Genomic DNA, 20,197 nt, shown 5'->3' with positions numbered 1-20,197 from the left:
TAATACAGGCTTCACATAGCCCAATATTCTATAACAATCACTTAACAATCGGGACAAACTAGGGCAATGTAGCCGGAGGAGCTTTGCAGCATAAATCAAACCTATGCGGCACCCTCTTACTCTACTATTTTTTCTGCTGAGCAGCCTCACGGCCTTTGCTCAAACCGGTACTATTCGGGGTACCGTGAAAGATGCTACCACACAAGAGCCTCTGATTGGGGCCAGCGTGGGTGTTGTGGGCACTTCCTTGGGTGCCTCTACGGACTTGGATGGGGGCTTCACGGTAAGCAACGTACCGGAAGGCACTTACTCGCTGGCCGTTAGCTCGGTTTCGTACGAGAAGAAAACTATTCCGGGTCTAACCGTGGCGCCTGGCAAAGTGGTGGTGGTGAATACGGCCCTCAGCAGCTCTTCGCAGTCGCTGGGCGAGGTGGTCGTGACGGCTCAACGCCGCACCAACACCGAAGTAGCCGTTATTTCGGAGGTGCGCAATGCCCAGCTGGTAGCAGTGGGTGTATCGGCCGAGCAGATTGTGAAGTCGCAGGACCGCGACGCTGCCCAGGTAGCGCGGCGTGTGCCGGGCGTGTCTATTGCCGACAACCGCTTCATCTTGGTGCGCGGCCTTACGCAGCGCTACAATGCGGTGATGCTAAACGATGTGCTCACGCCCAGCTCGGAAGTTGACACGCGCGCTTTCTCCTTTGATATGATTCCCAGCAGCGTGATTGACCGCATGCTGATCTACAAATCGGGCTCGGCGGAGCTGCCCGGCGACTTTGCCGGTGGGGTCATCAAAGTATACACCAAACGGGCACCGGAGGAAAACTTCACCAACCTAAGCGTGCTGGGCGGCTACCGCGCTGGTACTACGGGCAAATCGGTGCAGCAGACCCAACGGGGCAAACTGGACTTTATTGGCTTCGGCGACGGAGACCGGGCTATTCCGAATAGCTGGCCGGGCTTCCGGGGGTTGGTAAGAGAAAACTACAGCAACCAGCAGCGGGCTGAACTGGCAAACCAACTCCCCAACACCTGGGGTCTACAGTCGAAAACCGTTGCTCCCGACCTGCGCATGTCGTTTAACATGGGCCGGCGCTTTGAGCTGGGCGAGAAACAAGCCGGTACCCTCACCAGCATCAACTACGCCAACTACCATCAGCAAGCCGATGTTTCGCTGAGAACTTATGAGGTAGGAAATAATAACGTTCTAGCCACCGACTACCGCGACAATTTGTACGATAGTGAGGTGCGTGTAGGGGTAGTACAAAACTTCTGGCTGCGCCTAAATGCCCGTAATACCCTTGAATTCAAAAACCTATTTAACCAATTAGGTACTTCTGAAACGGTAGTCCGCGAAGGAGCAAATAATCCTTCTTCTACAGATGAGCGCTCTTACTCTCAGCGTTTTGAGAGTCGCAGCATCTATTCGGGGCAGTTAGTAGGCCAACACGAGCTAGCTAACTACCGTACCAAAATTGGCTGGGCGAGCGGCTTCTCCTATACCTTGCGCAAAGAGCCCGACTGGCGTCGGGTGCGCTACACCCGTCCGCTGGCTAATGCTGGCTCCAGCGAACAATCGGTGCCTTACTCAGTTGCTATCCCTGTTAACCCAGTTCTGACAGATGCAGGCCGTTACTTCTCAAACCTCAATGAGCGGGTAGTAACCCTTACCGGCGACCTGACGCACGCCTTGGGTCTGCTGGACTCAGTAAAGAACGAGAGCAAGTTTAAGCTGAAAGCCGGCTTCTATGCTGAGCGTAAAGACCGGGATTTTACGGCCCGCTTCTTTGGCTACCAAGGTATAGGCCCTGCCACGAATAACAGCCGCACATTACCTGTGGGCGAGGTGTTTGCCCCCGCAAACGTGACTGGCAATACCGGTGGCCTTTCGTTGGAAGAGGGTACTACCCCCGACAACCGCTACACGGCTAGCAACACGTTGGCGGCTGCCTACGCTAGCCTTACGCTGCCGCTGGGCAAGTTCATAGGTACGGCCGGCTTCCGGGGCGAGTACAACGACCAGCGCTTGAATGGCTTTCTCTACACCGGCCCTTCGGTTACCGGCGGTCAGAAGCTGTTCAGCCCGCTGCCTTCGCTAAACCTGACTTACAACCTGAATGATAAGTCCTTGGTACGAGCCGCTTATGCTTCTACCATCAACCGACCCGAGTTCCGGGAATTGGCACCATTTATCTTCTACGACTTCAATCTAAATTCGGTAAACCTAGGCAACACTGCTCTGAAAACGGCTACTATTCAGAACGTTGACCTGCGATGGGAGCTATACCCTTCGACCAATGAACAAATTACGGTAGGTGCCTTCTACAAGCATTTCAACAACGCCATTGAATCGTACCTGTTGCAAACCGCTGGGGGCCCTACTTCTTTGAACTACGCCTTCACTAACTCGAAGGAAGCAATCACCTATGGCGTGGAAGCCGAAGTGCGCAAGTCGCTGGTAGGCCTCACGGAGTCGCTGTTCCTGCAACGCTTATCGTTTGTCGGCAACGCCTCCTATCTCTACAGCCGCATCAATTTGGGTGAGCGTATTCTACTGCCAACGCAGAGCGGTAGCGTAACGGAGGCGACGCCGGATGAGTCGCAACGAGACCGGGCACTACAAAACCAATCTCCCTACCTAATTAACCTGAACGCCTACTATACCGACGAAGAACGGGGTACGCAAATTAGCTTGCTCTATAATGTGGCGGGTCCCCGAATCTTTGCTGTGGGTAACGATCTAGTGCCCAATGTGTATGAGGCACCGCGCAACGTACTCGATCTGGTAGTAACTCAGCGAATTCGCAAAAACTGGGAGTTGCGCGCCGCCTACCAAGACATATTTAACCAGCGTGTGCGCCTGGTGCAGGACGTAAATCGTAATGCCCGTATCGACAGCAACGACTTGGACGTGCGCGTGTTCCGTCGTGGTTCCTACGGTACCCTGGGGCTGACCTACAGCTTCTAAAACTCCTTAGGCCAGCATACACGGTATAAAGCCATCCTCTACTTTTTGCATACCATCTTTCACCTTTTTCTTTTTATGAAACGCATTCCTCGCCTTCTGTTGATGCTGATGCTGGCTGGTGCTGCCACTGCCACAACAAGTTGCAACGACGACAATGACACCGCTGCGGTAAATCCTTCCGGTCCTACCGATGCCCAAGGACGAGTAATACTACAAGGTAATATCACGGCCAATCGCAAGCTGGTAGCCAGCGAAAAATACATTCTACAAGGCCCTGTTTATGTAACGCGTGGTGTGACGTTAGAAATTGAACCCGGTACAGTTATTATGGGCGACCGTACTAACAAGGGGGCTCTGATTATTGAAAGAGGCGCAATCATTCGGGCTGAGGGCACCAAAGAACGGCCTATTGTATTTACGTCGTCACAAGCGCCAGGCACCCGCAACTACGGCGACTGGGGAGGGCTCATAATAGCAGGAGAAGCTCCCATCAACCGACCGCTTGAGGCTACGAAGATGGAGGGTGGAATAACGTCAGGACCACAGGGCGGGGCCTTTGGCGGTACGAATCCTACGGATAACTCGGGTATTATACGATACGTGCGCATTGAGTTTGCTGGGGTACCACTCACATCAGAGCCGAATAGCGAAATCAACGGGCTGACATTATATGGAGTAGGCTCGGGTACTACTATCGACTACGTACAGGTATCCTACTGCGGGGATGACTCCTTCGAATGGTTTGGCGGCACCGTAAATGCTAAGCACTTGGTTGCGCATCGCGGCTGGGATGATGACTTCGATACCGACCTAGGCTTTACCGGTAAGATTCAATACGCCGTATCGCTGCGTGACCCACAGTATGCTGACCAATCGAGTTCCAACGGTTTTGAATCGGACAACTACAATCCTGGCACGCCTGCTACGGGCGCCCCAACCGAGAATAATGGCCTACCCCTCACGGCCCCTGTATTCAGCAACGTCAGCATCTTCGTAACGGGAGGTGCACCACCTGTCGGCACCTTGTCAGGTAGTGGCCCGTATCAGTCGGCTATGCACCTGCGTCGTAATACGTCTCTCAGTGTATTCAACTCAGTATTTGTAGGTTACCCCGAAGGTTTACGCTTAGATGGTACTACTACATGGGCCAACGTACAAAACAATGGTATGCAAATAGCTGGCGTAACGCTGGCTAACATGAACACGCCAATACGCGCCGCCGCCAACACCGGCACGGGTGCCTTCACCGACGCCGACGTACAAACCTGGTTTAATGGCACGGGCAAGAACAACGCGGTAGTAACGCAGGCCAACCTGGGCACGCTGGGTTTGAACACTAACAACTTCAACCTGACGGCACCTAACTTCCTGCTATCTAGCTCTTCTTCGCTGCTGACAGGGGCCGTGTTTACGGGCAAAGCTGCCGACAGCTTCTTCGAAAAGGTAACCTACCGCGGCGCCTTCAACGGTTCCGATAACTGGCTGCAAGGCTGGACCAACTTCGATCCGCAGAACACGACGTACTAACCCTGCTCATCGCACGGCTTCTGCCGCGCCGACGCATACGCAAGACCGGGGCTGGCTACCAGCTCCGGTCTTGTTGTTTGGGGCTTTCTCGACCTTCCTTTCCTTCGTTCTACTTATTCTTATGCCGGCTGCGTAGCGCCGGTTGCACGCGTATTTTGTCAGCTTTATTTTCCGCATCTGTCTTGCTGGAGCAGGTCCGGCTGGGGCTACAGCAGGCACTGGCCGTCCGCATCAGTGCGGGGCCGGCAACTGGGGCAGCCCAGCAGATTTGGCAGTTGGGGGCCAGCGCCCAGTTCAACGTGGTGGCCCTCCCCCTGGTAGCCGAAACTGCTTGGAATACTGCCCTAGACCGTCTCACGCATTCGGGGCCACCACTGCTGGTGGTGGCCGAGCGCATCTCCCAACAGGCCCGCACCCATCTGCGGACACGGGGCATCTGCTACGCCGATGCCGCCGGCAATGCCTGGCTGCGGCACGCGGCGGGGCTATTGGTAGCCTTGCGCGGCAATCAACCAGCTGGGCCGGGTCCCACGCCCCCCGCTCCTACCCGGCTGAACGTGGCTGGGATGCGCCTGGTGTTTCTGCTGCTGCGCACGCCGGCACTGGTGGCTTGTCCGGTCCGGGAAATTGCCAAGGCTACCCGCTTTTCGCCCTCGGTAGTGGTGCGCACGCTGGCCTACCTGGCCGGGCACGCGCTGTGGTCGGCTGAGCCAGCCGAGTGGGCAGCCCTACGCCCGGCAGTGATAGAGCACTGGGTAGAGCACTACGCCACTACCCTGCGTAACCGCCTGAATCCGCAGCGCTACCGGTGGCTGACAGCTGCCCCGCCCACTTGGCCCTATCCCCTACCCGCGGGCTGCGTTTGGAGCGGCGAAGCGGCTGCGCAGCGGTTACTAGGCCTTGCAGCTGCTCCGCCGCCCCTGCTCATGCTCTACAGCACCCTACCCCGCGCGCAGCTGGCACATCAGCTCCAGCTAGTGCCTTGCCAGCGGGGCCCAGTAGAGCTGCTCAATCCGTATTTTCTACCGCTCTCCCCCGACCTTGAACAATGCGCCCCGCCGCTGGTCGTCTACGCCGACCTACTGGCCGCTGCTACCCCCCGCGCCGCCGCACTAGCCCAGGATGTCAAGTCGTGCGTTGAGTTGTGAGATGGTGAAGTGGTGAGTTTGTGAAGCGTACAATAAACGCGTGTCATCCTGAGCTTGCGAAGGACCTTCTCACGTGTGAACGATTATCGTAACAACGACTCGTTCTACGGGCATAAGGTCCTTCGCAAGCTCAGGATGACACGCGTTTATTGTACGCTTCACAAACTCACCACTTCACCATTTTACTGCTCAGCCCAGTTGAACCAGCGCCGGAAGGCCAAGGTACCTACCCCATAGGCGGCCACATCCAATGGGTCACCTACAGCTACGGCGGAAAAATAGGGCAGCACACCCTCAAACCACACCGATACAGCCAGCCAAGCGCCCAACAGCCACGAATCGGGGAGTACTAGCTTACGGAACTGCGGAAACAGGCGACGCTGTACGGCTAGCGTGAGGCTCAGCAGAATGGGCATAGCCAGCAGGTCGGCGCCGTGGGAAGATAGCCAGGACGGCAGTGGGTAATGCCATATGTGGCGATTGAGGTATAGCACCGCATAGAGCAACACCCCGCCCATCAGCAGAAGACGGCGCGGGCCGGACCGCAGCCCCACCCTAGCCCGCCGCGAAGGTGACAACCGCAATAAAAAATGCCAGAATAGCCCCGAACACCACTTGCCCTACCCGGCCCATACGCTTGAAAAACCGCACCACCACGTTGTCGTCGGGTTGTATTTCGAAGAAGGTTGGTTGGTCGGGCTGCTTGGCTTTTTGCTGCTGCTCCTCCAGCCGTTTTTGCGCCCGCGGATCCAGAAATTCACCGCAATGTTCGCACCGGTCGTTGGGGCGTTGGTTCCACGCCGACCATTCTTGGCAGTGTGGGCATTTCTTAGTGAAGGAAGAAGAGGAAGTATCAGTCATATACTCCATACATACGCGTGCCGCAGGCGCTTGTGTTATAGCAATTGCCCACGTTGCCAAGATGCTACACCTCTAGAACCCGCTTACTCACGGGTGCCCTACCCCTCCCGGCTCAGCAGTTCTACATGGGCCAAATGGTGCCGCCCATGCCAGCTATACTGCACCAGAGCTTGGTCGAGCGTGTAGGTAATATCGTAGGCAGGATGGTAAAACGTGCGCTGCCACTGCTCCTCCGTGAGGTGCCACAACAGCGTAACCCAACGCGTGTGCAACGCCTCCAGTAGCGCCAACGACACCGTAATGGGTGTGGCCGCCACGTCGGGCAGCTCAGCCCAGGCGTTCAGGTCGAAAGGTTTGATGGTGGGGTTGTCTTCGGTGAGTGCTAGGCGGTAGCGCAGGTAGAAGTTCAGGTGCACGTCAGCCACGTGATGAATCACCTGCCGGCCCGTCCAGCCACCGGGACGGTAGGGTTGCTCCAGGCGCACGCCACCCGCCTGTCGGGCTGCGGCTGTGAGTTGGGCCGGCAGGGCGGCAATCTGCTCGATATAGGTGGCACGCTCAGCAGGCGTGAGGGGTGCTTCGGGGCGGGCGGGCGCGCGGCCGATGGGGTATTGCAGGTCAAGCGGAGTAGTTTCCATAACTTCTAAACACGCCATCAGTCGCAAAGTTGACTTAAGCCGCTTGCGGCTGTTACGCTGAACCGATACAAGCGTGAGGTCTAAGCTATGGACGTTAAAATTCTCCTGTCATGCTGAGCTTGTCGAAGCTTCTCTGCCGCTTCGACAAGCTCAGCATGACGTTCTTTTTTCATTTTCTATTTCTCCGAAGGCCGCTTTAACGCCCGCTGCAGGTAGGGAGCCGTCTTGCTTTCCCGTGCCTTCGCTACCTCGGCGGGCGTGCCGGCAGCCACCAGCTGGCCGCCCTCGTCGCCGGCGTCAGGGCCAATGTCCAGCACCCAGTCGGAGGCAGCGGCCACGCGCATGGTGTGTTCCACTACCACCACCGTATTACCGGCCGCCACCAGGGCGTGCAGTTGCGTCAGCAGGCGCTCCACGTCAGCGGGGTGCAGGCCGGTAGTGGGTTCATCCAGCACGTAAAGCGAATGGCCGCGGGGCGGGCGTTGTAATTCCGTGGCGAGCTTAATGCGTTGGGCCTCGCCGCCCGATAGCTCGGTGGCAGGCTGACCGAGGCGTAGGTAGCCTAGCCCTACCTCGCGCAGCACCGTGAGGGCGCGCTGCACGGTGGGTTCCTCGTCAAAGAAAGTCCAGGCGTCGTCTACGGTCAGGTTCAGCACCTCGGCAATATTCTTGTCTTTGTACTGGATTTCAAGCGTTTGGGCGTTGTAGCGGGTGCCATGGCACACGGGGCAGGGCGAGTACACGCTGGGTAAAAATAGTAGCTCTACCATCACGAAGCCCTCGCCGTGGCAGTTCTCGCAGCGGCCTTTGGGCACGTTGAAGGAGAAACGGCCGGCGTCGTAGCGGCGCTTGCGGGCAGCGGGGGTAGCAGCAAATAGCTTCCGCACATGGTCGAACAAACCGGTGTAGGTAGCCATGTTGGAGCGCGGCGTGCGCCCGATGGGCTTCTGATCGACGCGCACCAAGCGGTTGATGTGTTCCATGCCCTCCGTGATGTGCCCGCCGCTACTCGTTGGCTCGTCGGTTTCCAGCAGGTCGCCTTCTTCCTCGGCCGTGGGTAGGGCCTGACCCAGCGCCGCCCCTACCAACTCTACCAGTGCCTGGCTCACCAAACTCGACTTGCCCGACCCCGACACGCCCGTGACGGTGGTGAACACGCCCAGCGGAAACGCCACGTCCAGCCCACGCAAGTTATTGCGTGTGACGCCTGCCAGCCGCAGCCAGCCTTGTGCCGAGCGCGGCGTAGGGGGGGGCGCGGCGGCCTCATCGGCAAACAGAAACTGACGGGTTTGAGAAGCCGCTACATCAGCCAGACCAGCGGGCGGGCCACTGTACAGCACCTGCCCGCCCTTCTCGCCGGCAGCCGGTCCCACGTCCACCAACCAGTCAGCCTGTCGGATTACGTCCAAGTTATGCTCGACGACGAACAGCGAGTTACCGGCGCTTTTCAAGCTAGCCAGCGCCGCCAATAGCGCTTCTGTATCGGCGGGATGCAGGCCGGCAGAAGGCTCATCGAGCACATACACCACCCCAAACAGATTAGAATACAGCTGCGTAGCTAGCCGCAGCCGTTGCAGCTCCCCCGGCGACAGGGTAGGCGTGCTGCGCTCCAGCGATAGGTAGCCCAGCCCCAGATCGAGCAGCACACGCAGGCGCGCTACTAGGTCCTGCGTGATGCGCTGGGCCACTACGGCCTGCTCAGGATGAGCGGCATCCTGGGCGGCGCGGCCGGGGGCGGTACCTTCGGCGTAGGGTTGCAGCAGGGCAGCTACCCGTTGCAGGGGTAGGGCCGAGAAATCGGCAATGTCCAGCCCGGCAAATGTGACGGCCAGAGCCTCCCGCCGCAGGCGCTTGCCGTGGCAGGTAGGGCATTCGGTGCCACGCATAAACTGCAAGGCCCGCTTCTTCATTTGAGCGCTTTGGGTGTTGGCGAAGGAATGAAATACGTGCCGTCGGGCGCTGGTGAAGGTGCCCATGTAGTTGGGTTCTTCTTTGCGCCGGATGGCCCGCTGGGTTTGCTCAGGCGTGTAGCCGGGGTACACGGGCACCACCGGTTGCTCGTCGGTAAACAGAATCCAGTCGCGGTCTTTCTGGGGCAGCTCGCGCCAGGGCCGGTCCACGTCGTAGCCCATCGACACCAGGATATCCCGCTGATTCTGCCCGCCCCAGGCTGTAGGCCAGGCCGCAATAGCCCGCTCCCGAATGGTGAGCGAGGGGTCGGGCACCATGGTATCTTCGGTGGCCTCGTAGATGCGGCCCAGGCCGTGGCAGGTAGGGCACGCGCCCTCGGGTGTGTTGGCCGAAAAGCCCTCGGCGTACACAATGCCCTGCCCCGTCGGATAGTTGCCGGCCCGCGAGTAGAGCATCCGTACCAGGTTGGAAAGCGTCGTGACGGACCCTACCGAGGAACGCGTAGTGGGCGTGCCGCGCTGCTGCTGCAAGGCCACCGCTGGCGGCAGTCCATCAATAGAATCGACGGCGGGCACGGCCATCTGATGAAACAGCCGCCGCGCATACGGCGACACCGATTCCAAGTAGCGCCGCTGCGCCTCAGCGTACAACGTTCCAAACGCCAGCGACGACTTCCCTGACCCCGACACGCCCGTAAACACCACCAACGCATCGCGCGGAATATCCACATCTACGTGGCGCAGGTTGTGCTCCCGCGCCCCGCGCACCTGCACGAAACCTGAGAAATTGGGAAGAATAGGCGAAGTGGGGGTAGGCATGGGCGGAGGGGTAGGTGATGCCCTACCCTTACTGTTTCCGCGGGCCTGGGGTTATGTAGTAGATAGGAATAGGGATGGCGCGGGGCTGTGCCCCGTGCCGACTAGTGGCAGGCCTCTGGCCTGCAATCGTCCGCGCCATTCGGAAAGTTTGGGTAAGTCCATTTAGGGAAGCATACCAAAGCTTGTTCTGGCAGCGCAGGCCAGAGGCCTGCCACTAATCGGCACGGGGCACAGCCCCGCGCCATCCGTTCTACTCTCCCCTACTCCCAGCCACCGCCCAGCGCCCGGATTAACTGCACGGTGAAGCTTAGTTCGTTGGCTTGGTTTTGCACCACCAGTCGGGCGGCGTCTAAGGTTTGGCGGTCGGCGTCTACTACCTCAAAGTAGCTGGTGAGGCCGGCACGGTAGCGCTCCTTGGTGAGCAGGCCCGCTAGCCGGGCCGAGCGCAGGGCGCGCTGCTGTACTACCAGTTGGGCCGCGCTCTGCTGTACGTTGGCCAGCGAGGTTTCCACCTCCTGAAACGCCACCAGCGCCGTTTGGCGGTACTGCGCGGCCTGCTCGTCGTACTGGCGCTCGGCAATCTGCTGGGTGGCCCGCAGGCGCCCGCCGTTGAAAATCGGGATGGAAACGCCACCGCCGGCGTAGTAGGTATAGCTGTCCGTTACCTTGGGCAGGTCGCCCAGGCCTGAGGCGAGAGGGCCTACCAATCCGGAGAGCTGCACGGTGGGTAGGCGGGCCAGGCGGGCAGCGTCGGCGCGGGCGTTGAGGGCAGCCAGTTGGCGCTCGGTGCGACGCAAATCGGGGCGACGGGCCAGCAGGGAGGCAGGCACAGCGGCCGGCACCCGCGGAATCGACAGCTGGCCGGGGCGGGCCAGCAGCGCAAATTGACTGGCGGGCTGCCCAGCCAGCGTCGCCAGCGCCGCTTCCAGACCTGCCCGCTGGCGGCGCACTTCCACAATGCCCGCGTCCACGTTAGCCAGCTCGGTTTCGGCGCGGCGCACGGCAATTTCGTTGTCGACGCCAGCCTGGTTGCGGGCCTGGGTGAGTTGCAGGCTTTCCACGCGGGCTTGGCGGGCACTGTCCAGTACTAGCAACTCGGCATCGAGGCCGCGCAGATCGAAGTAGTAGCTGGCAGCATCGGCCGTGAGCGAGAGTTGCACGGTGCGCAGGTCTTCCTCGGCGGCTTGCCGGTCGGCCTCAGCAGCCTGCACGTTGCGGCGCAGACGGCCCCATACATCTACCTCGTAGCTCACATTAAGTGGCAAGTAGAACTGCGTTTGCGTGATGGCCTGGGGACCATTGGGGCTCACAATGGGCAGTGGCCGGTAGGCCGACAGCCGCTGCCGGAAAGCCTGCGGATTGAGGGCCACCACCGGCGAGCGGTACGAGTTAACCAGCGTTACGTTGGCGCGGGCCTGCTCCACGCGCACCACGGCGGCCTTTAGGCTGTAGTTGGCGGCCAGCACCTGCTGCTCCAGACGCGCCAGCTCATCGTCCTGAAAAATACTCCACCACGCTGGCACGGCCGGCTGCTGGGGTAGCTCGGCCGCTGCGGCTGCGGTGGCGGGTGGCGGGTTGTTTTGGGGCGCGGCAAAGGTGGTATCGGTGCTGTTTTTCCAGGTTGTGGGAGCCGTCACGCTAGGGGGCTGGTACTGCGGGGCGCGCACGCAACCAACCAGCAACGCGCTCAGCATCAGTATTGAGAGAGAATAATATCGCAACGAAAAACTCATGCAGGTGAATGCTACTGGTTGACTATCAGCTCTGAGCTGTTTCAGAAGCTGCTCTGAGCGTCTTTTTTTCATCTGTCATCCTGAGCGCAGCGAAGGACCTTCTCACGCGTGAACGACTATCATAACAACGACTCGTTCTGCGGGCATAAGGTCCTTCGCTTCGCTCAGGATGACAGACTTTTTATATAGCTGCTAACTGCCCCCTACCCTACTTCCCAGCCGGCGACGACACGATGGGTCGGTTGGGGTCGTAGAGACGCTCGGGGGCGGCGGGCTGGGTAGGCGCCGACGCTTTCTTTTCCACTTTAGCAAGGCGGGCCGCCACGGTTTCGCCTTCCGTTAGCGTTTCGGCGGGGTTTACTACCAGCAGTTCTCCGCCTTTCAGACCGCCAATCACTTCTACCTGCGCGCCAAAGTCGCGGCCGGGGGTGATGTCCTGGTAGTGCACTTTCTTGTCTTGAATAACGACCACACGGGGCTGGGTGCCGCCTGGCACCAGCGTATTGGCCGAGATGAGTACGCTAGGCGCAGTGCGCGGCAGTTCGAAGCGCACTTGTGCAAAGATGCCCGGCCGCAACTGCTGCTGGCGGTTCGGGATTTTCACAATGGTTTCCAACGTGCGCGTGCCCTCGCTCAGAGCACCGGCGTCGCGGGCCACGCGGCCGGCGAAGGTGCGGTTCGGAAACTCCGGCACGATAAGCTGGGTGACAAGGCCCGGCCGAATGGCGGTGGCGTAGTTCTGCGGCACGTTCACGAAGGCGCGGAGCGTATCAGTTTGCTCTACCTTAAACAATTGACTACCCGCCGCATTGCTCGCCGACACCAACGACCCTACCTCCACGTTGCGTTGCGTGACAAGACCGTTGAACGGCGCTACCACCCGCCGAAAGCCCTGCTGGGCCAGCAACCCGTTCACTACGGCTTGCTCGGCGGCAAACTGGGCCTTGGCTTGGTCCAGCTCCTGCTTGGAGATGGCCCCGGGCATGCTAATGCCCGTGAGGCGACGGTAGTTGCTCTGGGCCAGCGTGAGGTTGGCGCGGGCTTGGGCAATCTGCTGATCCAGCTCGGGCGTGGCAATGAGGGCCAACAGCTGGCCGCGCTTCACCTTGGTACCAATATCGGTGTACCAGACCTGCACGAAGCCGTTGGTGCGGGCAAACAGGTAGGTTTCGCGGTTGGAGCGCGTGTCGGCGGGTAGGTCCAGCCGGATGGTGTCGGGGGCTTCTTCGGCGGGCAGCACGCTCACGGCAGGCGTGGCGTTGTCCTCGCTTTGAGCTTCTTCTTTGCGCTCATTATTCTGCTTGAGGCGGGGTAGTAACCCAATCAGCAGCAGCACCGCAAACAGCGCTACAGCTACCAGTACCACAATCCAGAATGTGCGCCGACTGCGCGGCCGGGCAGGTGGCGCTTCGGCCGGGGGCACAGCGGCGGGGCGGTGGTCTACCTGATTTTCGCCAAAGTGGGCGTGCTTGCGCCGTGCCCGCTCCTCACTGGAGAGATGAGCATTGGCATCGTCGGTGATGAAATCAGGTTGTTCTTCAGGGGGAGTAGCCATACGGTAGGCTGAAGCGCGAAAGGTAGGGCGCGTGGTTGGAAAGATTGCGGGGATGAGACTCTTAGGTCGTTTACTACGCTTCGTTCTGGCGGTTCGCCTCACCCCCCAGCCCCCTCTCCGAAAAGGGAGAGGGGGTGCCAGACGGAGTAGTATAGATGAACGTGAGCATTCTATTAAGCGGCTACCTGTTGCTGCTCGGCCTCTACTTCAGCCTCCGCGTTCAGTTGTTTTTTCTTGAGGTAGCTGAACATAATCGGGACGAAAAACAGGGTAGTGACCGTGGCCAGCAACAGACCGCCAATCACGGCGCGGCCTAGCGGGGCGTTCTGCTCGCCGCCCTCGCCCATGCCCAACGACATGGGTAGCAAGCCGATAATCATGGCCAAAGCCGTCATCAGCACGGGGCGCAGGCGGGTGAAGCCGGCATCCAGGGCCGCGTCGCGGGGCGAGAGGTCGGGGTCTTCCTCGCGCCGCTCGTTGGCGAAGGTCACCAACAGAATACTATTGGCCGTGGCTACCCCGATGCACATAATGGCGCCCATTAGGGAAGGTACGGAGAAGGTGGTTTGCGTCACAAACAGCATCCACAGAATGCCCGACAACGCCCCCGGCAAGGCCATAATGATGATGAATGGATCGAGCCACGACTGGAAGTTTACCACCATCAGCAAGTACACCAGCAAAATAGCCCCAATCAGCCCAATGCCGAGCCCAATAAATGAAGTGCGCATGCTGTCTACCTGTCCGCGCACTGTGATGGTGGTGCCCTTGGGTAGGTTTTGGCGGTATTTGTCCAGGATTTTGGTCATGTCAGCATTCACGCTGCCCAGGTCGCGGCCCTCCACGCTGGCGTACACATCTACCACCCGCTGGATGTTGTAGTCAGAGGCCAGGGCCGAGGTGGCGGTGCGGCGGTTGGTCGCAAAGCTGCTCAGCAGCTGCGGGTTAGGCTGGCTGGCACCCGTCACACCGATGGTATTCAGGGCGTCCAGCGATGATAAATCCCGCGGCGGCGTTTGCACGGCCACCGTGTAGTTCACGCCGTTTTGGGGGTTCAGCCACTGGTTGGGCGTGGTTTGGGTGCTCGACGACAGGTTCACTAGCACGTTGTTGGCAATGTCGCGCTGGGCCAGGCCGGCCTGCTGGGCACGCACGCGGTCTACATCGAGGCGCAGTTGGGGCAAGTCGAAAGCCTGGTACACGAAGGCATCCACCACGCCCGGCACCCGGCTCATTTCGGCCTTAATTTTGGCGGCAATCTTCTGATTTTCCTCTACGTTTTTGCCCGTCACCTGAATATCGATGGGCGCGGGTAGGCCAAAGTTCAGGGTCTGGTTCACGATGTCGGCCGGTTGGAAAAACACCGTTAGGTCGGGCTGCTCTTTGTTGATGCGGCGCCGGATTTCGCGGATGTACTCGGCCGTGGGGCCGTGCTCCTCCTTCATCGACACCAGGATCTCGCCGTCGCCGGCCCCAATCACGGGGTTGTCGCTCATCAATAAGTTTAGGGGCACCACGGGTAGGCCAATGTTATCGAGAATCAGCTCCAGCTCGTCTTTCGGAATCACCGAGCGGATAATCTGCTCCACTTGCGCAAAACGGCGCTCCGTTTCCTCCAGGCGCGTGCCGGTGGGGGCGCGTACGTGCAGGCGCAGCTCGCCCGCGTCTACTTTCGGGAAAAAGTTTTCGCCAATAAGCGGGTACAGACAGCCCGACCCCACAAACAGCACCACAAAGCACAGAACCACCGCCCGGCGGTTGTCTAGGGCCCAATCTAGGGCGTCGCGGTAGTGCCCCCGAAACTTCTCGAAACGGTGGTCGAAGCCTTTGTGCAGGCGCCACACCCAGCTTTCCTCAATACTTTTCGCAGCCTTGCGTTCGGCTTCGGTGATGGGCTCTTCGGCTTCTTCCTCGGCCGTGCCGCTGGGGTGCTCCCACTCGGCTTGCTCGCGGCGGAGCTGGTCGAGGCGGGCTTCGGCCTCGCTCACGGGCTGGTGGTTGCGCACCGATTCGGTGGGCAGGTGGGTGCCGCCTTCGGCATGATAAATCGGGAGTTCTTTGCGCAGCAGAAACTGCACCATGGTAGGCACCAGCGTGCGCGAGAGCAGGTAGGAGGCCAGCATGGCAAATATCACGGCCAGGGCCAGCGGCGTGAAGATGTAGGACGCCACACCCGCCAGGAAAAACACCGGCACAAACACAATGCAGATGGACAGGGTAGCCACCAGCGCGGGGGTAGCAATCTGCTGGGCCCCGTCGAGAATGGAGCGTTTCAGGCCCTTGCGCAAGCCCATGTTGCGGTGAATGTTCTCGATTTCCACCGTGGCATCGTCCACCAGCATCCCCACGGCCAACGATAGGCCGCTCAGCGTCATAATATTTAGCGTCTGCCCCAGCAGCTTCATCACGATGATGCTCACCAGAATCGACAGTGGAATGCTAAGCGCAATGATGAGGGTAGAGCGCCACGAGCCCAAGAACAGCAAAATCATGAGGCCGGTAAGGCAAGCGGCAATACACGCTTCCACCACCACGCCCTTGATGCTGGCGCGCACAAAAAACGACTGGTCGAATAGCAGTTTTAAGTCGAGGCCTTCGGGAGCGTTGGCCAACACGTTGGGTAGGGCTTCCTTGATGCCCTCAATCACGTCGAGGGTGCTGGCGCCACCGCTTTTCATGATGGGCACAAAGGCCGTGCGGCGTCCGTTTTGGCGCACAATGTTCTGCTGCACGGCCGCGCCCTCGTGCACAAAGGCCACGTCGCGCACGTACACCGTGGCGCCGTTTACCTGCCGGATGGGTAGGTCGTTGAGGGCGGCCACGGCCTCGGGGCTGCTGTTCAGGCGCACGTCGTACTCGCGGGTGCCCATTTTGGCAGTGCCAGCGGGTAGGATGATGTTCTGGGAGGTAATGGCCGTCACGACATCATTGGCCGACAGTCCTTTCCCGGCCAGGGCCACGGGGTCGAGGTCTACCATCACCTGCTTGGGCTTGCCGCCGTTGGGTAGGAGCAGCGAGGCGCCTTTCACAATGGCCAAACCCGGCCGGATAAACGAGTTGTTGGCGTCGTAGAGGTCCGACTCGCCCAGCGTTTCCGACGACAAGCTGGCCTGTGCAATCGGCACGTTGGAGGCCGAGTAGCGGATGATGTTGGGCGGCGTGATGCCGGGCGGCATAATGCGCAGCAAGGTTTGGCAGATGGCCGTGAGCTGGGCCACGCCAGCCGCGGGGTCGGAGCCGGGCTGGAAGAATACCTTGATAATCCCTACCCCCTTCAGGGACTGGGACTCCATGTGCTCAATGTTGTTGACAGTGGTGGTGTAGGCCCGCTGGTTGATGACCAGTACGCGGCGGTTCATTTCCTCGGGGCTCATGCCCGAATACGTCCAGACCACACCTACCACCGGGATATTCACCTCCGGGAAGATGTCCACCGCCATGGTGCGAATGGTCATGATGCCGCCCAGCAAAATCAGTAGGGCCATCACCACAAAGGTGTAGGGGCGCGCCAGCGCCAGTCGAACTATCCACATACCACACGCAGGTTTTCGCAGGCGCCAGCGCCCGATGATCGGCTAAAGAACCGCCGGCCGGGCCGATGGTTGCACCGTGCGCCTTGTATTCACGCAGCCTTGGGGAAACTGCAATTGCGTATGTTTAGAAAGGTTTTGCAGTAAAGGCACAGGATTTTGTGTCTCGTTGTTGCTGATTTAAATCAAGCCATGGTGAGCCGTTCGGCAACGAGACACAAGCTATTGTGTCTCTACAACGCACTGCTATTCCACGGTGCCATTTCCCACCCTATCCTTTTCTCTGGTATGCCCCTTCCTACCCTCGTGCGCCTCGGCTGCGGCCTGAGCCTTGCAGTCGCTACCCTCAGCAGTGGCTGCACCGCTAGCCGCAACACGCCCACTATCAACCACATAGCGGTGTATGTATACGACCTACCTAAAAGCGTTGCGTTCTACAAAGACGTGATGCAGCTGCCTGAAATACCCGAGCCCTTCCACGACGGCAAGCACGTGTGGCTGCGCCTCGGCCCCCACGCCCAGCTCCACCTGATCCAAGGCGCCACCGCCGTTATCGACCACGACAAGAACGCCCACTTGGCGTTTCACGTCAAGGACCTAGATGCTTTTGCCGCTCGCCTCACGCAGCTCCACATTCCCTACGGCAGCTGGACCGGCGAGGCCAACCAAACCACCCCCCGCCCCGACGGCATCAAGCAAGTCTACCTGCGAGACCCCGATGGCTTTTGGGTGGAAGTGAACGACGACAGGTTTTAAGAGGGATTGTTCTAGCGGTTCGCCTCACCCCCCGGCCCCCTCTCCGAAAAAGGAGAGGGGAGCCAGACGATAAAGTATTGATTTTTGGGTATTGAATGCTCGTTGAACGACATTCATATATGATTTTCTTTTGGCTCCCCCTCTCCTTTTTCGGAGAGGGGGCCGGGGGGTGAGGCGCCCACCAGAACGGCGCGCAAGCTTCTGCCACCCTACAGTTCTACAACCGCTCCATGCACGTCTGCAAGCTCTCGCGCCAGTGCGGGATGCTGATGTTCAAGGCCTTTTTCACTTTGCTTTTGTCCATCACGGAGTAGGCGGGGCGAGTAGCTTTGGTAGGATACTCGGCGGTGCGGATGGGTAGGGCACGCACCTCTACCTTGCCTAGCTCGAAGATAGCCACGGCGAAATCATACCAGGAGGTCAGGCCCTCGTTGCTGTAGTGGTAGATGCCATACTCCTGGTTTTGCTGCTCGATGATGGTAAGCAAGCAGCCGGCCAAGTCGATGGCGTAGGTAGGGGTACCGGCCTGGTCCCAGATGATGCGCAATTCGTCCCGCTCGCGGCCCAGCTTCAGCATAGTTTTCACAAAGTTATTGGCATACTCCGAGTACAACCAGCTGGTGCGCAGAATGAAATACCGCTCCGTACAAGCGGCAATGGCCTGCTCGCCTTCCAGCTTGGTGAGGCCGTAGATGCTGATGGGTTCGGCCAGATCGGTTTCATCCAGCGGCACGTTGCCGGTGCCGGCAAACACGAAATCGGTGGAAACGTGCAGCAGCGTGGTGCCGTGTTGCGCACACAGGCGGGCCAGGTTTTCGGCGCCGTCGCGGTTCACGCGGCGGGCTATAGCTACTTCGTCCTCAGCTTTATCCACGGCCGTATAGGCGGCGCAGTTGATGCAGTAGGCGGGCTGGTGCTCAGCAAAAACAGCCTGTAGCTTTCCTAAATCCAGGATATCAGCCTGCTCTTCGGGTAGGAATACAATACCCGTGAGGCCGCGCTCCTGTGCCACGTGTTGCAAGCATTGCCCCAGCTGACCGGAGGCACCAAAAACGAGAGTCGTTCCCATAAAATCAATAGCGCTACATTAAGCTGTGTCGCCGCCAGCGGCGGAATGGCCCGCAAATTAGAAGTTTCAGGCAACATAGATGGTGCGGGGCTATGCCCCGTGTCTACTTTTGGCAAGCCTCTGGCCTGAGCCTTTCGCACAAGTAGCGCAGACGAGTGCAGGCCAGAGGCCTGCCAAAAGTAGAGACGGGGCGCAGCCCCGCGCCATCGTTCTATTTAGCGGCGCTTATTGTCAATGGGCGTGAAACGAGTTTCGCGGGGTTGCTTCTCGCTGAGGTAGCGCCAGTAGCGCAGCGGCACGTGGCGGCGGTGCAGCTTCAGGTTACGGCGTTCCGGAATGTTGGCGTGGTCGAAGTAGGTTTGCCAGAGCAGCCGAAACAGCGGTTCCCGCTCGTCGAGCATCGTGGCCGACACGTCGGTGCGGCGCTGGGGAGTAGGCGCCTCAAACTGCACAATGTCGGTGCGGTGCAGGTCGTAGTAGAGACCGTAGCCGCGGCGCCGGTCGAAGATCAGCCAGCGCTGGTCGGCGTAGCGTTTGGTGAAGTGGGGCGCAATCAGCGGCAGCACATCGAAATCCGGCTCGATGGTGGCGTGAAACAGTTCGTCTTGGGTTTTCTCGAAGCGCACAAAGGCTTCCATCCGGTGCTTTTCCCTACCCAGCTGCTGGCTGATGTGGGCAATGAGGCGCACAGTATCGTCGGCCAGATTCTCGGATACGTCTACCCTACCCCGCGCCGCCACGGCCTGCTGCACGAAGCGGCAGATCAGCAGCTCCCGGTCGGGCCTTTCCGACAGGAACGTGTGGTAGAGCCGGCGGCGGGCGTCTTCGTTCATGTATTTCAGCAGGCCCTGCCACACTCGCGTAGCTTTTTCCTCGCTGGTGTCGATGTGCACGGCAGCCGTAAATAGTCCCCCCTGCACACCCCCGGCAGGCTGCACACTGTTGGGCACCGCTTTGCGCTCGTACATTTCCAGCACCACCGTCAGCAGGCCATCAAACGACCCATCGTAGACGTAATCCAGCCCGTTTGCCGCCTGATTTGCAATCATAACAATACCGTAAAATGCTGTTTGGCGTGATGTGGCCGGCTCGTCAGCCACTTGACGCTTATTGACTTAGAACGTATTCACGCAACTATTCGGCGCTACGTATGCGTATTATTTTGTATTCTGCGCAGCCAACTGGTACTCTTGCCTGCTCAGCTACTTTCAAGATTTTCTCCCGACAAGCTACTTTTGCCTTTGTGGAAAAACTACCGTGCATTTTATTGGTCGACGACGACCCGGTGAACAACTTCCTGAATCAGCATCTGTTGGAAAACCTGGCAGTGGCCGACCAGCTGCTGGTGGCCCAAAATGGCCAGGAAGCTTTCACGCTTTTGCAGCAGCACCAGCAGCCTGACGCGCACGAAGCCTACCCTGCTTTGGTGCTACTCGACGTGAATATGCCGGTGATGAATGGTTTCGAGTTTTTGCAAGCGTACCAGCAGCTTCCGCCGGCCCAGCAGCAGGCGCTCGTGATTGTGATGCTTACCAACTCGTTGCAGCCGCATGAGGTGGCGCGCGCCCAACAGCTGCACGTGGCTGATTTTCTGAGCAAGCCCCTTACCCGCGAGAAAATCGATACGGTGCTGCAAACGCACTTCCAATACAGCCTACCCAGCGGCACGCACCGCGCCTAATT

Annotated in this window: 14 protein-coding genes; 5 read left to right on the top strand and 9 right to left on the bottom strand. The window is 59.4% G+C overall.

Annotated features, from left to right (window positions below; genetic code table 11):
* Window positions 1-103: 103 nt before the first annotated feature.
* The 3 genes from MUN82_RS04490 to MUN82_RS22405 all read left to right on the top strand — a co-directional run bounded on the left by MUN82_RS04490 (window position 104) and on the right by MUN82_RS22405 (window position 5,643).
* A complete protein-coding gene (locus MUN82_RS04490; protein WP_245095316.1) occupies window positions 104-2,968 on the top strand; it encodes a TonB-dependent receptor in 2,865 nt (954 codons plus the stop codon).
* A gap of 75 nt (window positions 2,969-3,043) precedes the next feature.
* A complete protein-coding gene (locus MUN82_RS04485) occupies window positions 3,044-4,495 on the top strand; it encodes a beta-helix domain-containing protein (RefSeq protein WP_245095315.1) in 1,452 nt (483 codons plus the stop codon).
* A 776-nt stretch (window positions 4,496-5,271) separates the two neighbouring features.
* On the top strand, window positions 5,272-5,643 hold the full coding sequence (locus MUN82_RS22405) for a type IV toxin-antitoxin system AbiEi family antitoxin (protein ID WP_375374091.1): 372 nt from the start codon (window positions 5,272-5,274) through the stop codon (window positions 5,641-5,643).
* A gap of 182 nt (window positions 5,644-5,825) precedes the next feature.
* On the opposite strand, the gene MUN82_RS04475 is transcribed toward MUN82_RS22405, so the two are convergent.
* The 7 genes from MUN82_RS04475 to MUN82_RS04445 form a co-directional block, all read right to left on the bottom strand.
* A complete protein-coding gene (locus tag MUN82_RS04475; RefSeq protein WP_245095313.1) occupies window positions 5,826-6,197 on the bottom strand; it encodes a hypothetical protein in 372 nt (123 codons plus the stop codon).
* 1 nt (window position 6,198) lies between these two features.
* A complete protein-coding gene (locus MUN82_RS04470) occupies window positions 6,199-6,504 on the bottom strand; it encodes a hypothetical protein (protein ID WP_245095312.1) in 306 nt (101 codons plus the stop codon).
* 98 nt (window positions 6,505-6,602) lie between these two features.
* A complete protein-coding gene (locus tag MUN82_RS04465; protein ID WP_245095311.1) occupies window positions 6,603-7,142 on the bottom strand; it encodes a YfiT family bacillithiol transferase in 540 nt (179 codons plus the stop codon).
* 176 nt (window positions 7,143-7,318) lie between these two features.
* A complete protein-coding gene (gene uvrA, locus MUN82_RS04460; protein WP_245095310.1) occupies window positions 7,319-9,871 on the bottom strand; it encodes an excinuclease ABC subunit UvrA in 2,553 nt (850 codons plus the stop codon).
* Window positions 9,872-10,131: 260 nt separating this feature from the next.
* A complete protein-coding gene (locus MUN82_RS04455) occupies window positions 10,132-11,604 on the bottom strand; it encodes an efflux transporter outer membrane subunit (RefSeq protein WP_245095309.1) in 1,473 nt (490 codons plus the stop codon).
* A gap of 208 nt (window positions 11,605-11,812) precedes the next feature.
* The gene (locus tag MUN82_RS04450; protein WP_245095308.1) at window positions 11,813-13,159 is read right to left on the bottom strand and encodes an efflux RND transporter periplasmic adaptor subunit; all 1,347 of its coding nucleotides are present in this window, start codon (window positions 13,157-13,159) and stop codon (window positions 11,813-11,815) included.
* Between the two features lie 173 nt (window positions 13,160-13,332).
* Window positions 13,333-16,692, bottom strand: coding sequence for an efflux RND transporter permease subunit (locus MUN82_RS04445; RefSeq protein WP_245095307.1), 3,360 nt, complete (start codon window positions 16,690-16,692; stop codon window positions 13,333-13,335).
* Window positions 16,693-16,977: 285 nt separating this feature from the next.
* Between MUN82_RS04445 and MUN82_RS04440 the strand changes: the two genes are divergently transcribed.
* The gene (locus tag MUN82_RS04440) at window positions 16,978-17,445 is read left to right on the top strand and encodes a VOC family protein (RefSeq protein ID WP_245095306.1); all 468 of its coding nucleotides are present in this window, start codon (window positions 16,978-16,980) and stop codon (window positions 17,443-17,445) included.
* A 217-nt stretch (window positions 17,446-17,662) separates the two neighbouring features.
* Here the strand turns inward: MUN82_RS04440 and rfbD are convergent, their stop codons facing one another.
* Window positions 17,663-18,514 (bottom strand): dTDP-4-dehydrorhamnose reductase, encoded by an 852-nt coding sequence (rfbD, locus tag MUN82_RS04435; protein ID WP_245095305.1) that lies wholly within the window; start codon window positions 18,512-18,514, stop codon window positions 17,663-17,665.
* 215 nt (window positions 18,515-18,729) lie between these two features.
* Window positions 18,730-19,563 (bottom strand): TIGR03915 family putative DNA repair protein, encoded by an 834-nt coding sequence (locus MUN82_RS04430; protein ID WP_245095304.1) that lies wholly within the window; start codon window positions 19,561-19,563, stop codon window positions 18,730-18,732.
* Window positions 19,564-19,757: 194 nt separating this feature from the next.
* Here MUN82_RS04430 and MUN82_RS04425 point away from each other — a divergent pair, with 194 nt between their 5' ends.
* Window positions 19,758-20,195, top strand: coding sequence for a response regulator (locus MUN82_RS04425; RefSeq protein WP_245095303.1), 438 nt, complete (start codon window positions 19,758-19,760; stop codon window positions 20,193-20,195).
* Window positions 20,196-20,197 lie beyond the last annotated feature (2 nt).

Origin of the sequence: Hymenobacter aerilatus (assembly GCF_022921095.1) — a bacterium.
GTDB lineage: Bacteria > Bacteroidota > Bacteroidia > Cytophagales > Hymenobacteraceae > Hymenobacter > Hymenobacter aerilatus.
This window is presented reverse-complemented; position numbering and strand designations above follow the sequence as displayed.